Source organism: uncultured Ruegeria sp., assembly GCF_947500045.1.
Taxonomy (GTDB): Bacteria; Pseudomonadota; Alphaproteobacteria; order Rhodobacterales; family Rhodobacteraceae; genus Ruegeria.
In genome coordinates this window covers 612,724-625,571 of the sequence record NZ_CANMQQ010000001.1, presented here as the reverse complement: position 1 = coordinate 625,571, position 12,848 = coordinate 612,724, and the positions used below count along the sequence as shown (strand labels likewise).

General features: G+C 56.8%; 15 protein-coding genes. 6 read left to right on the top strand and 9 right to left on the bottom strand.

Features of this window, described 5'->3' with window-relative positions:
* The first annotated feature begins 88 nt into the window (after positions 1-88).
* The gene (locus Q1B46_RS03210; RefSeq protein ID WP_299659908.1) at positions 89-1,348 is read left to right on the top strand and encodes a DEAD/DEAH box helicase; all 1,260 of its coding nucleotides are present in this window, start codon (positions 89-91) and stop codon (positions 1,346-1,348) included.
* Positions 1,349-1,457: 109 nt separating this feature from the next.
* Here Q1B46_RS03210 and mltG read toward each other — a convergent pair whose 3' ends face one another.
* The 7 genes from mltG to fabD form a co-directional block, all read right to left on the bottom strand.
* Positions 1,458-2,615, bottom strand: coding sequence for an endolytic transglycosylase MltG (gene mltG, locus Q1B46_RS03205; protein WP_299944626.1), 1,158 nt, complete (start codon positions 2,613-2,615; stop codon positions 1,458-1,460).
* The gene (fabF, locus tag Q1B46_RS03200; protein ID WP_299944624.1) at positions 2,616-3,881 is read right to left on the bottom strand and encodes a beta-ketoacyl-ACP synthase II; all 1,266 of its coding nucleotides are present in this window, start codon (positions 3,879-3,881) and stop codon (positions 2,616-2,618) included.
* A 208-nt stretch (positions 3,882-4,089) separates the two neighbouring features.
* Entirely contained in the window at positions 4,090-4,833 is a 744-nt protein-coding gene (locus Q1B46_RS03195; protein WP_299944622.1) for a 1-(5-phosphoribosyl)-5-[(5-phosphoribosylamino)methylideneamino] imidazole-4-carboxamide isomerase, read from the bottom strand.
* Positions 4,834-4,956: 123 nt separating this feature from the next.
* Positions 4,957-5,496, bottom strand: coding sequence for a GNAT family N-acetyltransferase (locus Q1B46_RS03190; RefSeq protein WP_299944620.1), 540 nt, complete (start codon positions 5,494-5,496; stop codon positions 4,957-4,959).
* A gap of 142 nt (positions 5,497-5,638) precedes the next feature.
* Positions 5,639-5,872: an acyl carrier protein gene (locus Q1B46_RS03185; protein ID WP_008756330.1), complete on the bottom strand. Its 234-nt coding sequence runs from the start codon at positions 5,870-5,872 to the stop codon at positions 5,639-5,641.
* 209 nt (positions 5,873-6,081) lie between these two features.
* A complete protein-coding gene (gene fabG, locus Q1B46_RS03180; protein WP_299944618.1) occupies positions 6,082-6,819 on the bottom strand; it encodes a 3-oxoacyl-[acyl-carrier-protein] reductase in 738 nt (245 codons plus the stop codon).
* 44 nt (positions 6,820-6,863) lie between these two features.
* Positions 6,864-7,802 carry an ACP S-malonyltransferase gene (gene fabD, locus Q1B46_RS03175; RefSeq protein WP_299944616.1) on the bottom strand — a complete coding sequence of 313 codons (939 nt, stop codon included), beginning with the start codon at positions 7,800-7,802 and terminating at the stop codon, positions 6,864-6,866.
* 172 nt (positions 7,803-7,974) lie between these two features.
* Between fabD and Q1B46_RS03170 the strand changes: the two genes are divergently transcribed.
* Complete coding sequence (locus tag Q1B46_RS03170) at positions 7,975-9,204, top strand: cytochrome b/b6 domain-containing protein (protein WP_299944614.1); 1,230 nt, start codon at positions 7,975-7,977, stop codon at positions 9,202-9,204.
* A gap of 54 nt (positions 9,205-9,258) precedes the next feature.
* On the opposite strand, the gene Q1B46_RS03165 is transcribed toward Q1B46_RS03170, so the two are convergent.
* A complete protein-coding gene (locus Q1B46_RS03165) occupies positions 9,259-9,831 on the bottom strand; it encodes a YceI family protein (RefSeq protein WP_299659892.1) in 573 nt (190 codons plus the stop codon).
* A 127-nt stretch (positions 9,832-9,958) separates the two neighbouring features.
* The gene (locus Q1B46_RS03160; protein WP_299944612.1) at positions 9,959-10,477 is read right to left on the bottom strand and encodes a hypothetical protein; all 519 of its coding nucleotides are present in this window, start codon (positions 10,475-10,477) and stop codon (positions 9,959-9,961) included.
* 268 nt (positions 10,478-10,745) lie between these two features.
* On the opposite strand from Q1B46_RS03160, the gene rpsF reads away from it, so the two are divergent.
* The 4 genes from rpsF to Q1B46_RS03140 all read left to right on the top strand — a co-directional run bounded on the left by rpsF (position 10,746) and on the right by Q1B46_RS03140 (position 12,629).
* Positions 10,746-11,099 (top strand): 30S ribosomal protein S6, encoded by a 354-nt coding sequence (gene rpsF, locus Q1B46_RS03155; protein WP_120632819.1) that lies wholly within the window; start codon positions 10,746-10,748, stop codon positions 11,097-11,099.
* A gap of 27 nt (positions 11,100-11,126) precedes the next feature.
* Positions 11,127-11,354, top strand: coding sequence for a 30S ribosomal protein S18 (gene rpsR / locus Q1B46_RS03150; protein WP_005982441.1), 228 nt, complete (start codon positions 11,127-11,129; stop codon positions 11,352-11,354).
* Positions 11,355-11,366: 12 nt separating this feature from the next.
* Positions 11,367-11,987, top strand: a complete 621-nt coding sequence (gene rplI, locus Q1B46_RS03145) for a 50S ribosomal protein L9 (RefSeq protein WP_299659882.1) — start codon at positions 11,367-11,369, stop codon at positions 11,985-11,987.
* Positions 11,988-12,143: 156 nt separating this feature from the next.
* Positions 12,144-12,629 carry a lytic transglycosylase domain-containing protein gene (locus Q1B46_RS03140; protein WP_299944610.1) on the top strand — a complete coding sequence of 162 codons (486 nt, stop codon included), beginning with the start codon at positions 12,144-12,146 and terminating at the stop codon, positions 12,627-12,629.
* The last annotated feature ends 219 nt before the right edge of the window (positions 12,630-12,848 follow it).

The window sequence follows — 12,848 nt, the reverse complement described above, 5'->3', positions numbered from 1 at the left end:
GAGGTGTCGCACAACCCCTGCCGGTCGCAGATGCGGCCTGTCACGACTTGCCTTTGGCCTTATGCCATTGGCTGTAAAGGAATATTATTTGTTCGACTTCGACATGCTGGGCCTCGCGCCCGAGCTGAACGATGCGCTGAAACGCGCAAAATTCACCCAACCTACACCAATCCAGAACCAGGCGATCCCGCTGGCCCTGAACGGGCACGATATCCTCGGCCTGGCGCAGACCGGAACCGGCAAGACGCTGGCCTTTGGCCTGCCGCTGATTGACCATCTGCTGGCACAGCCCGGCAAGCCTGCGCCAAAGATGGCCAAGTCGTTGATTCTTGCGCCCACCCGCGAACTGGTCAACCAGATCGCCGACAGCCTGCGCAACCTGACCAAGGGCACCAAGCTGCGCGTCGCCACCGTGGTTGGCGGCCAATCGATCAACAAGCAGATCATGTTCCTGTCACGTGGCACCGACATTCTCGTCGCCACTCCCGGTCGCCTGATCGACCTTATGGATCGCCGTGCAGTTGACCTGAGTTCAGTCAAGCATCTGGTGTTGGACGAAGCCGACCAGATGCTCGACATGGGCTTTATCCACGCCTTGCGCCGCATAGCACCCGAACTGGGCACACCGCGCCAGACCATGCTGTTCTCGGCCACTATGCCAAAACAGATGGAAGAGCTTAGCCGCGCCTACCTGACCAACCCGCAACGCGTACAAGTCTCGCCTCCCGGCAAAGCAGCGGACAAGATCACCCAATCGATCCATTTCGTTGAAAAGCCTGCCAAACCCGCCAAGTTGCGTGAGATCCTCTCGGCAGATATGGATGCCCTCACGTTGGTCTTTTCCCGCACCAAGCACGGGGCCGAGAAACTGATGAAGGGCCTCGTCGCAGACGGGTTCAACGCCGCCTCCATCCATGGCAACAAAAGCCAGGGCCAGCGTGATCGCGCGATCAAGGCGTTCCGAGCAGGTGAGATCAATGTTCTGGTCGCCACAGATGTAGCGGCGCGCGGCATCGATATCCCCGGTGTCGCCTACGTGATCAACTACGACCTGCCCGAAGTACCTGACAACTATGTCCACCGCATCGGACGCACAGCGCGCGCGGGTCGCGAGGGTGAAGCGATCGCCTTCTGTTCAGCGGAAGAGGTCGATCTGCTGCGCCAAATCCAGAAGCTGATGAAGATCGAGATTCCAGTCGCCAGCGGCACGATGCCCGAGGCAGTGGCACCCAAGAAACCCGCACGTCGTCAGAACAACAACCGTCGCGGTCCAAAGCCTCAGAGCTGGGGCGGGCCCAAACCGAGTGGCCAGAAGCGTCGTCGCCCGCGCCGCGCCAAAGCTGCGTGAGTTAAAAAGGCCCGGTCAAATGACCGGGCCTTTTTTCGATTCACCTAAATCGAAGTTGTACAAGTCAGACAAAACGCTGTTTTTGCGCTGTACAACACGAAAGATCTGATCAGTTTCCTGAGTTTCGCTCGGCCTCGATCTCGCGCCACTTTGCGACGTTGCGATTGTGCTCTTGCAGCGTTTCGGCAAAGGCGTGACCGCCGGTTCCGTCCGCAACAAAGAACACAAAGTCGGTGTTTTCCGGGGCTACGGCCGCCTCAAGGCTGGCCAGACCAGGATTGGCAATCGGCGTCGGCGGCAAACCGTCAATCACATAGGTATTCCAAGGCGTTGCACGGCGCAATTCACTCCGCCGCAATCCACGCCCCAAAGGCCCTTGGCCCTTGGTGATACCATAGATGACGGTCGGGTCTGTTTGCAGCAACATACCCTGGTTCAAACGGTTAACGAAGACGCTGGCCACCTGCCTACGCTCTTCAGGCAAACCTGTTTCTTTCTCGATGATCGAAGCCAGAATCAACATCTCTTCAGGGCTGCCCAAGGGCAATCCTTCCTGACGACCCTCCCAAGCGGCATTGATCCTAAGCTGCTGTTTTTCGTGCATATCCGCTAGAATGGAATTCCGATCCTCGCCGGGTGTGACCTCATAGCTATCGGGGGCCAGCATCCCTTCGGCGGGCAACTCGGTCACATCACCGGTCAGCAAATCCATCGCCTTCAGAGACTCAACAACCTGCCAACTGGTAACCCCCTCAGCCAAAGAAACCCGATAGCGTGTATCAGCCTCACCCCGTTTTTCTGCATAGACTTCAGGCGCTTCTTCCGCGCCGATCACAAACGATGCGACCTCATCAAAGTCCAGCGTTGTCGGGTTCAGCTCCCGCACGCGGGTTTGCATCCGGGTCACGCCGATGCGGTACTCGATCTCAGTCCCGCAGGTGCTTGCACCGCTGCTGGTGATCTCATCAACGATCTGCTCCATCGTCGCACCTTCACGCACGAGGAAACTACCCGCTTTCAGCTGCTGAGACTTGTCCGCATAATCGGCTGCCAACCGGAAGATCAATCCACTGCTAATCGCACCCTGATCTTCCAGATCGCGACTAACACGGGTCATGTTCGAACCGGGTTTCACCTGCAGGCAAATCGCGGTTTCCAGCGGGCCGTCAGATTTGTATTGCGACTGCCCCCAAAGGACGACGCCGCCCAACAGGAACAAACCAACCACCAGAATGGTCAGTGCATTCGACGCAAGGGCCCGCCACATTTAGCTGACCTTTCCGAAGATCACACTGGCATTGGTGCCGCCAAAACCGAACGAGTTCGACAAGGCCACGTTGATCTCGCGCACGCACTTGGCATTCGGTGCAAGGTCAATGGGTGTCTCGACCGCCGGGTTGTCCAGGTTGATTGTCGGTGGCGCAACCTGATCGCGGATTGCCAGGATCGAAAAGATCGCCTCAATCGCCCCAGCTGCGCCCAAAAGGTGGCCCGTCGCTGATTTGGTCGAGGACATGGTCGCATTGCTGGCGTGATCCCCCAGCAGGCGCTCAACAGCCCCCAATTCAATCGTATCCGCCATGGTCGAAGTGCCATGCGCGTTGATATAATCCAGATCGGTTGGCTCCAGCCCAGCGCTTCGCAGCGCGGCTTTCATCGAGCGCTCGGCTCCGTCGCCATCCTCGGACGGCGCGGTGATGTGATATGCGTCGCCTGACATACCATAACCCAGAACCTCGGCGTAGATCTTCGCGCCACGGGCCTTTGCATGTTCGTATTCCTCAAGAACTACAATGCCAGCGCCTTCACCCATGACAAATCCATCACGGTCGCTGTCATAGGGGCGGCTCGCCTTCTTCGGATCATCGGCATATTTGGTCGACAACGCCTTACAGGCGTTAAACCCAGCAATCCCGATCTCGCAGATGCAGCCTTCGCCGCCCCCAGCGATCATGACATCAGCGTCACCGGCACGGATGATACGGCTTGCATCGCCAATCGCATGCGCACCAGTTGAACAGGCGGTCACGACCGAATGGTTCGGGCCTTTGAAGCCATGCCGGATCGACACCTGACCAGACGCCAGATTGATCAACGCACCCGGAATAAAGAAGGGCGAGACACGGCGTGGGCCTTTATCGCGGATCAGGTTTGCCGTGTTGGCAATCGACCCAAGCCCGCCAATACCTGAACCAATTAGAACACCTGTACGCAGGCGGTCCTCTTCATCCTCGGGCAACCAGTTTGCGTCTTTACACGCCATCTCGGCAGCGGCGATGGAATAAAGAATGAAATCCTCGATCTTGCGCTGCTCTTTCGGCGGCATCCAATCGTCGGGGTTGAATGTCCCGCCGGTCCCGTCACCGCGTGGTACTTCGCAGGCATAGGTCGTGGTGACACCACTCGCCTCGGCATCAAATTGCGTGATTGGACCTGCGCCGGATTCTCCGTCCAGCAGCCGTGACCATGTTTCCTCGACCCCACTGGCCAAAGGAGTGACCAATCCAAGACCGGTTACAACGACTCTGCGCATGAAGTGCCTCTTGCCTGCTTCCTGTTATGAGAACCGCTCATACCCCGGCCCGGGGTCCGGGGGCAAGAGCAACGGCAAATACCGGTCAGGCATCATGTTGCCGTATGTGCTTCTCGTGTCTTTTTGACTGGGTTGAAAATACGCCGAAAAACAAAAAAACCGCCCCATCCGTCGATACGAAAGGGGCGGATATAAGCTGCGCAGGATGTTACTGGAATTCTGCAACCGGTTCGTGCGCTGACTTCGCAACATCCAAAGCTTCCGACAGATCGACTGTCTTGCGGAACAAAGCCCGCCCGACGATGGCACCCGAGATGTTCGAGATATAGGCCAAACGCGAGATGTCATCCGTGCTGCGCACGACACCACTTGCGATAATCGGTGTGCGCGATTTTTCGGCCAAACCAGATATCAGGCCCAGCTGCGCCTCGACATCTTCCATATCGCTGTCGATATCCGTGACCAAAATGGCCGCGAACGGAGTATCAGCGAATGCTTCAATGAATGCCTCCGGGGTAAAGGCACTTTGGCTGCGCCAGCCTTCGGTCATCACCTGTCCCTGCCAGACATCAACCGCCAAAACGATCTGGTCGGGATAAAGCTTGGCCAGTTCCTTGACCAAGCTCGGATCCCACGCCGCAAGCGTGCCGATTACGATTCGACCAGCACCTTTGTTGATCCAGTGTTCAACCTTCTCACGGGTTCGCATACCACCCGCCAATTGCACCGGCATCTCAGCTGTCCGAATGATCTCTTCGACCAAATCTGAGTTGGTGTCGCGTCCTTCGATGGCATCGAAATCCGTCAACTGCATCCATTCAGCACCAGCCGCAGACCAGCTACGCGCTGTCTCAATGGGGTTCACGTGCCAGACCATCGCCTCGTCCAGACGCCCCTTATCCAGCGTCACGCAGCGGCCTTTCTGTAGTTCCATTGTGGGATAAATTCTCATGAGCCTTTTCCTCCGCTCACTCAAATGGCAATACCACGATATCATATCGCCATCGAACGGCCCATCGTTTCCCGGGATCGGCAAAGTAAACCCTGTTTGCGGCATCGCTGTCGGGGACGCACGTCAAACCCGCGCCGGAGGTCCGTTTCGGCGAAACAGATGTACCGATGTGTCGAGGTAATCAGCCTCGCGCAGCAACTTGTACCCCAACTTCTCGGCAAGGCTCTGTGAAACAGTATGATCTGCGTCGATCAGGGCAACCAGCGGACCGGGTATGACACGATCGAACCAATCATGTGCAGCCTGCGCGGCCTCCAACCCATATCCCTGCCCTTGCATTTCGGGAGCCAGAACCCATCCGGCCTCGGGAAAATTGTCAAAGTCTTCGCCAAGCGCCCGATTACCATAGAAGAATCCGGCCTGCCCGATCAAAGTACGATTCGATTGCAGCATTACGCCCCACTGGCCGAACCCAGTCATTTGCCAGTGCCCGGCATTGCGCACGAACGAATCCCAAGCCTCACCACGCGTTTTAGGAGTGCCGCCAATATGGCGGACGACATTTGGGTCGCGCCAGATCTCGGCGAACCGATTGAAATCTTCAGGTCGCATCGCACACAAGGTCAGACGCGCCGTATTGATCATCGGGATGGATCTTATCATGCCCTTGCCCGCTCAATTTTTTTTGCCTCAGGCGTCAGAGTGCGAACCCTTCCCCCCTTTAGGCAAGCGCGAATTGCGGCAGGCACAAAAAAACGGCGCCTCCGTTGCCCGGAAGCGCCGCTCATATCTCAGAATGAAAAGCTCAGGAAGCTTCGCTGATGAACTTGACCGCGTCGCCAAAGGTCTGGATGGTCTCGGCTGCATCGTCCGGAATCTCGATGCCGAACTCTTCTTCGAACGCCATTACCAGTTCAACGGTGTCCAGGCTGTCTGCGCCCAGATCGTCGATGAACGAGGCGTTTTCAGCAACCTTGTCCTCTTCAACACCCAGGTGCTCAACAACGATCTTCTTAACGCGATCTGCGACGTCGCTCATGTCTATTCCTCATTTCATTTCAGGGCTGTCCGCCCGGTTCTGCCCTTGCCCGTTCGGGATGGACTGGTTTTGCCCGTTCCGGGCGGTTTGGGTCCCGGGTCCCCGGGAAATCAGAGAACCGATCCTCAGACCGGCCCCTGCGCATACGCGCCGCCTATAGCACAGACGACGCGCAAGGCAAACGCTTTCGCATCCGCCCCGAATTGCGATTACAACATGGCCATACCGCCATTCACATGCAAGGTGCTTCCGGTCACATAACCTGCTTCGGGGCTTGCAAGATACAGTACGGCAGCAGCGATCTCGTGCGGATCCCCCATGCGGCCTGCAGGAACCTTGAGCAGCAGACCTTTCTTTTGCTCATCAGTCAGCTTCTCGGTCATCGCTGTAGTAATGAAGCCGGGTGCCACCGCGTTCACGGTGATGCCACGGGTTGCAACTTCATGCGCCAGCGCCTTCGAGAATCCGATCATACCGGCCTTGGACGCGGCATAGTTCGCCTGACCCGGGTTTCCGATTGCGGCCACAACGGACGAGATATTCACGATCCGGCCCCAGCGCGCCTTCATCATGCCCCGGATCACGCCTTTGCACAGTTTCATGGTGGCGGTCATGTTCACGTCGATCACACTCTGCCACTCTTCATCCGACATGCGCATGAACAGATTGTCGCGCGTGATGCCTGCGTTGTTGACCAGAATATCAACCGAACCCATCACCTCGGCCGCTTGTTTGGGCAGCGCTTCGACAGCTTCGAAATCGCTTAGATTGCAGGGCAGAACATGCGCACGCTCACCAAGGTTTTCAGCCAGCGCCTGCAGCGGTTCAACTCGCGTACCTGATAAGCCAACCGAAGCACCAGCATCATAGAGTGCACGGGCGATATCGCCGCCAATGCCACCCGAAGCACCAGTGATCAGCGCATTCTTACCTGTCAAATCAAACATCTATGTTCCCTCTCTGGCCGCCGTGGCCGGCGACTTTTCTTTATTCAAGCGCCGGGATTAACGGCTTTTTGTACATCCTCGGGTGTCCCGACCGCCGCGCAGGCCAATGCACGATCAATCTTGCGGATCATACCCGACAAAGCTTTGCCCGCGCCGATCTCCCATGCCTCGGTCACGCCCTGCGCAACCATGTACTGCACGCTTTCGCGCCACCGGACCGCCCCAGTCACCTGCTCAACCAGCAACTGACGGATCACATCCGGATTGTTTACAGCCTCGGCACGAACATTCGCGACCAGCGGCACGGCAGGCGCTTTGATTTCAACAGCGGCCAAAGCCTCTGCCATTACATCTGCCGCAGGTTTCATCAACGCACAGTGAAATGGAGCACTTACAGGCAACATAATTGCGCGTTTCGCACCTTTTTCCTTGGCTATCTCAGCGGCGCGTTCAACAGCCGCCTTCGCGCCCGACACAACAACCTGCGTCGGATCGTTGTCGTTTGCGGCCTGACAAACCTCACCCTGTGCTGCTTCTTCAGCCACGGCGCGCACCGCCTCAAGGTCAAGCCCCAGAATGGCGGCCATTGCGCCTTCACCCACCGGCACGGCGCTTTGCATGGCCTGCCCCCGCGTGCGCAGCAGGCGCGCAGTATCTGCAACCGACAAAGCTCCGGCGGCGGCCAGAGCCGAGTATTCACCCAACGAATGCCCGGCGACATAAGAGGCCATTGAGATCGAAGCCCCTTCAGCGTCAAGTGCGCGCATTGCGGCCATGGAGGTGGCCATCAGCGCTGGTTGCGCATTCTGCGTCAGGGTCAGTTCTGCAATATCGCCTTCCCAGATCAGATCGCTCAGTTTCTCGCCCAAGGCTTCGTCAACTTCATCGAAAACGGCGCGGGCTGCTGGGTAAGCTTCGGCCAGGGCCTTGCCCATTCCGATGGTCTGGGCACCCTGCCCCGGGAAAACAAACGCGCGTGTCATTAGTGCCTCTTGCGTGACGTCAGGTTTCGGCGGGGTGTAAACTGACTGACGGCGCGGCACAAGCATTGCCTGCGTTCTGCATTGGGACACGATTGTTGTGCATTTCTCTGCCTTGTGTCCGCACGGCATCCATTTAACCTAGCCCCAACTTATGCAAGCGGAGAGCCCACCAATGCCCATGACGAACACCCATTCCAGTTATGGCGGTGTCACTAAAGCGTTTCACTGGTTGACTGCCCTGCTGATCCTGACGGCTCTACCCTTGGGTTGGTTCGCGAACGAGTTGGCCCACGCGATCTATGACCCAAACATCGCCACCACCGAGGAAGACATCGCCCGCGCGGCCCGGCTGTTTTCTTTGCACAAAACCGTGGGGGTCACTGTTTTCTTTGTCGCACTGGCTCGTATCTTGTGGGCTTTGACCCAAAAAAAACCGGGCCTGCTTAATGCTGACAACAAGCCCGAGGCCTTTGCCGCCGAAACCGTGCATTGGCTTCTTTACGGTTCGCTCATGCTTGTCCCGCTGAGCGGCTGGATCCACCACGCCGCGGCCGAAGGTTTTGCCCCAATCCTGTGGCCGTTTGGACAGAACTTACCTTTTGTTCCGAAATCGGCATTCCTGGCCGAACTCACTGCAAGCCTGCATTGGTTGTTTATCTTGGTTTTGGGTGGGTCGTTGGCGCTGCACATTCTGGGAGCAATGAAACACCATGTCGTGGACAAGGATAGCACATTGCGCCGCATGCTGCCCGGCCAGTCTGATGCGCCAGAGCCACCGGCGCAACACCACTCTGCCGTACCCGCTGTGGCCGCTTTGGTCATTTGGGGCGCGGTGCTTGTCGGTGGCTGGACCATCGGCGTGTTTGACGACCACTCCCAAGCATCCGTGGACACCGCGGAACTTAGCGACGTCCAATCAGAATGGGAGGTCGAAAGCGGCACCCTGTCGATCACTATTTCCCAGTTGAACAGCCCTGTTACCGGCAGTTTTGAGGACTGGACTGCGGCGATTACGTTTGAAGACCCAACCGAGGCGGGGCTGGCAGGGTCAGTAGATGTTACGATTGCCATCGGTTCACTCAGTCTTGGTACGGTGACTGATCAGGCGATGGGGGCGGATTTTTTTGACAGTGCGCAGTTTCCCACGGCCCAATTCAAAGCTGATCTGTTCAAGACCGAAAGTGGCTATGAAGCGCGTGGTCCCTTGACGATACGAGATCAAGCCATGGATGTCGTCCTGCCCTTCACTTTGGACCTCCAGGACGACACGGCAACCATGTCAGGGCAGCTAGAGCTCAATCGCTTGGACTTCAACGTCGGGACATCGCAGCCAACAGAAGACTCTCTGGGCTTCTCTGTCATTGTTTCGATCGAGCTGACCGCCGAACGTGACGAAGAATAAAAAAACCGCCGGGGGAAATTCCTCCGGCGGTCTGAATTGTCGATCAATGTCGGCTTAGTCGGCTTTCTGTGCCTCAACCGAAATCTGAATCTCTACTTCATCGCCAACGAACGGGGCAAATTGGCCCAGATCGAATTCGCTGCGCACCAAGGTGGTGGTCGCGTCGAAACCAGCCCACGGCTTGCCGGCCATGGGGTGTTCGCCAACCTGATTCAGCTTGGCATCCAGAACCACTGATTTGGTGACGCCATTCATGGTCAAGTCACCGGTGATGTTGGCTGTATTCTCGCCGGTCACTTCGATCGCGGTTGAGGTGAAAGTGACCAGATCCCCTTCGGCGGCACCAAAGAAATCCTCGGTCATGAAGTGATCTTCACGCGGCTTCCAACCGGTCATCATCTCAATAACCGGCATCGAAACAGTCACGCTCGATGCTGCCGGGTCTTCCTGATCGAACATGATCTCGCCCTCAAAACCCGAGAACATGCCCGTAGTGGTTGAAAAGCCAAGGTGGTTATAGCTGAAGATGACCTGGCTATGGCTGGGATCCAAAACGTATTTTTCAGCGCTTGCAAAAGCTGTGGTCGCCGAAACGGCCAGAGCGGCGGCAAGAAGGGTGGTTTTCATGACAATCTCCGCATGATTGATAATCGCAAACCGTTCAGGTTGCTCACCAACAAAAATGTGCTGCCCAAGGGCAGCACACAAGTCTTTTTGATTCACAAGTTCTGTTCCTTTTTGAACAGAAGAGAAATCAGGCGAAAATTGTTACGTTTTGGCAGAGTTGGCCTTTCAAAGCTGAGCTAACATCCGCCGATTGCAACGGCAGCTTCATCAGCAGGCTGCCGTCCACATCGAACAGCTCAACCTGATCATCTGCAAATCGCGCGCCACCCAGCGAGTCGTAGCTGCGGCGCAGAACCGTTTGCGGGCGGCCATTTTCATTCTTTTGAAGAATGCGAACCTCGCGACGGATCGGGTCGAAATAAGCATCGGGGCGAGAGTCCATGACCTCAAGAGTCAGTAGGCTGACACCAGCGATCAGGAACATAAGGGAAGCGACCAGCTTGATCGGCCAAACCTCGGCGCCCATGACAGAACCCGGCATCAGCCACATGGAAAAGGCTGATATGATCAGAAACGCCCCGATTGCACGCATAAGGACCATCCGTGCGCGCCAGTTCGGTGCGAAAGTGATCAAAACGGGTACGGATTTGTCAAATGCTGCGCGAGGCGCGGATTGTTCAAAAGTGTTTGTGTTCATGACGGCCATTGTCTTGCCCTGTCTAAGTTTTCCAAACTGCCGGGTACTCCGGTCTTCATGAACAACCTCGGGGCGAAAAGCGTCAGGAATTGGGCACACCAGTGGAAATTGGACGACTTCACCGGGGCACATGTGGCGGGGCTTGCCCAGCCTGCTCAAACGTGTATATGGGGCCATCCTTCGCAATATAGTGAATCGCGCAGCCTCTCGTGGCAGGGTCGCGAAGGACGAACCGGCCCCGCCTTTGAAATGCGCCTTGATAGAAACAGGAGTGAACATGCCACTGTATGAGCATGTAATGATTGCGCGTCAGGACTTGTCCAACACGCAGGCGGAAAGCCTTGTCGAACATTTCGGCACCGTTCTGGCTGACAACGGCGGCAATGTCGTCGACAGCGAGTACTGGGGCGTCAAGACGATGGCTTACAAAATCAACAAAAACCGCAAGGGTCACTATTCCTTCCTGAAGACCGACGCCCCCGCTGGCGCCGTTCAGGAAATGGAACGCCTGATGCGCCTGCATGACGACGTTATGCGCGTTCTGACCATCAAGGTCGACGAGCACAACGAGGGCCCCTCGGTCCAGATGCAAAAGCGCGATGAGCGCGAAGGCCGCCGCGAGCGCCGTTGATCAACGCCTGACGAAAGGACTTAAACCATGGCCGCAAAACCATTTTTCCGCCGCCGCAAGGTCTGCCCGTTCTCGGGCGACAACGCGCCGAAGATCGATTACAAAGACACCCGTCTGCTGCAGCGCTACATCTCGGAGCGTGGCAAGATCGTTCCTTCGCGCATCACCGCCGTTTCGGCGAAAAAGCAGCGTGAACTGGCCCGTGCTATCAAGCGCGCCCGCTTCCTCGCCCTGCTGCCCTACGCTGTGAAGTAAGGAGAGACTGATATGCAAGTTATCCTTCTGGAACGCGTTGCGAAACTGGGCCAAATGGGCGACGTCGTTGACGTCAAACCCGGCTTTGCCCGCAACTTCCTGCTGCCCCAAGGCAAAGCCTTGAGCGCATCGGATGCCAACATCGCGTCTTTTGAGGCTCAGAAAGCGCAGCTTGAAGCGCGCAACCTGGAAACCAAAGCCGAGGCCGCTGCACTGGCCGAAAAGCTGGACGGACAACAGTTCATCGTGATTCGCTCGGCATCGGATGCTGGTGCGCTGTACGGCTCGGTCACCCCGCGTGACGCTGCCGACGCCGCAACCGAGGCTGGTTTCACCGTCGACAAGAAACAGGTCATCCTGATCGCTCCGATCAAGGAACTGGGCCTGCATTCGGTCGCGGTCAAACTGCACCCCGAGGTTGAAGCCGAGATCAAGATGAACGTCGCCCGTTCGGCAGAAGAAGCCGAATTGCAGGCGTCGGGCAAATCGATTCAGGAACTGGCCGCTGAAGAAGAAGCAGCTGCCGAATTCGAGATTGCCGAACTGTTCGACGACATCGGCTCGGCCGCGTCTGAAGACGAAGAACTGGTTTCTGAAGAAGCGCCAGCTGAAGAAGACGAAGCCAAAGCCTGATCTGGTGGCAGCTATTGAAATCGAAGGGCCACGCATCTGCGTGGCCCTTTTCGTTTTCCAATCGGAAAACAGCGGATATTGGCCCGCCGCCGCACCTGAGCTTGCAGTCAGGTCGACATTGCATATCATCGGCCTCTGCAAACCCGGAGTATACCCATGCCTTCTCTTCTTCGCCGCACCGTTTTGGCCCTTTTGATCGTGGCGCCGCTTTCTGCATGTGGTGGCCCCGATACGCCAAGTCGTGGCGAGGCGTTTGATCCGCCACTTTATCCCAACGAAACACCAGAGCTGCGCGCCTCGATCAATAAGTGGGCTGACCACTACGAATTGCCGCGCGAATTGGTGCACAAGCTGGCCATACGCGAAAGCACACATCGGCCCTGGGCGGTGAACCGTCCTTACTATGGCTTGCTGCAAATCCTGCCCGCGACAGCGCGCTCTATGGGCTATACTGGAAATGCCCAAGGTTTGCTGGACGCTGATACCAATCTTGAATTTGCTGGCAAATACCTGCGTGGTGCATGGCTTTTGTCGGACGGAGATCAACAGCGCGCAATATTCCTGTATGCCAAAGGTTACTACCCTGAGGCCAAAGCGAGGGGTATGCTGGTTGAAACCGGTCTGGTTTCCGCCACAAATTAGACGTTTTTACTGCGCATTTTTCCTGTAAAGTATGCACATAACCACTCACAAAAACCGGTGAACCCCGGGATGGATACTGTTGTTCTGATGTTACCCTTCGTAGAGGACACGAAATAGATGTGCATCAAAGGCACATTTCCCTTTAAAAGGCAGACATTTCCCCTAGCTTCTTGTCATGATATGGGAAATGTGGTGTCTTTCTTGACGTCAGGGAAGGCA

Bases quoted from the DNA above. Each gene is read 5' to 3' on its own strand.
- fabG (WP_299944618.1), bottom strand. From the start codon at position 6,819: ATGTTTGATTTGACAGGTAAGAATGCGCTGATCACTGGTGCTTCGGGT.
- Q1B46_RS03190 (WP_299944620.1), bottom strand. From the start codon at position 5,496: ATGATAAGATCCATCCCGATGATCAATACGGCGCGTCTGACCTTGTGT.
- rpsF (WP_120632819.1), top strand. From the start codon at position 10,746: ATGCCACTGTATGAGCATGTAATGATTGCGCGTCAGGACTTGTCCAAC.
- mltG (WP_299944626.1), bottom strand. From the start codon at position 2,615: ATGTGGCGGGCCCTTGCGTCGAATGCACTGACCATTCTGGTGGTTGGT.
- Q1B46_RS03140 (WP_299944610.1), top strand. From the start codon at position 12,144: ATGCCTTCTCTTCTTCGCCGCACCGTTTTGGCCCTTTTGATCGTGGCG.
- Q1B46_RS03170 (WP_299944614.1), top strand. From the start codon at position 7,975: ATGCCCATGACGAACACCCATTCCAGTTATGGCGGTGTCACTAAAGCG.
- fabF (WP_299944624.1), bottom strand. From the start codon at position 3,881: ATGCGCAGAGTCGTTGTAACCGGTCTTGGATTGGTCACTCCTTTGGCC.
- fabD (WP_299944616.1), bottom strand. From the start codon at position 7,802: ATGACACGCGCGTTTGTTTTCCCGGGGCAGGGTGCCCAGACCATCGGA.
- Q1B46_RS03165 (WP_299659892.1), bottom strand. From the start codon at position 9,831: ATGAAAACCACCCTTCTTGCCGCCGCTCTGGCCGTTTCGGCGACCACA.
- rpsR (WP_005982441.1), top strand. From the start codon at position 11,127: ATGGCCGCAAAACCATTTTTCCGCCGCCGCAAGGTCTGCCCGTTCTCG.
- Q1B46_RS03185 (WP_008756330.1), bottom strand. From the start codon at position 5,872: ATGAGCGACGTCGCAGATCGCGTTAAGAAGATCGTTGTTGAGCACCTG.
- Q1B46_RS03195 (WP_299944622.1), bottom strand. From the start codon at position 4,833: ATGAGAATTTATCCCACAATGGAACTACAGAAAGGCCGCTGCGTGACG.
- Q1B46_RS03160 (WP_299944612.1), bottom strand. From the start codon at position 10,477: ATGGCCGTCATGAACACAAACACTTTTGAACAATCCGCGCCTCGCGCA.
- rplI (WP_299659882.1), top strand. From the start codon at position 11,367: ATGCAAGTTATCCTTCTGGAACGCGTTGCGAAACTGGGCCAAATGGGC.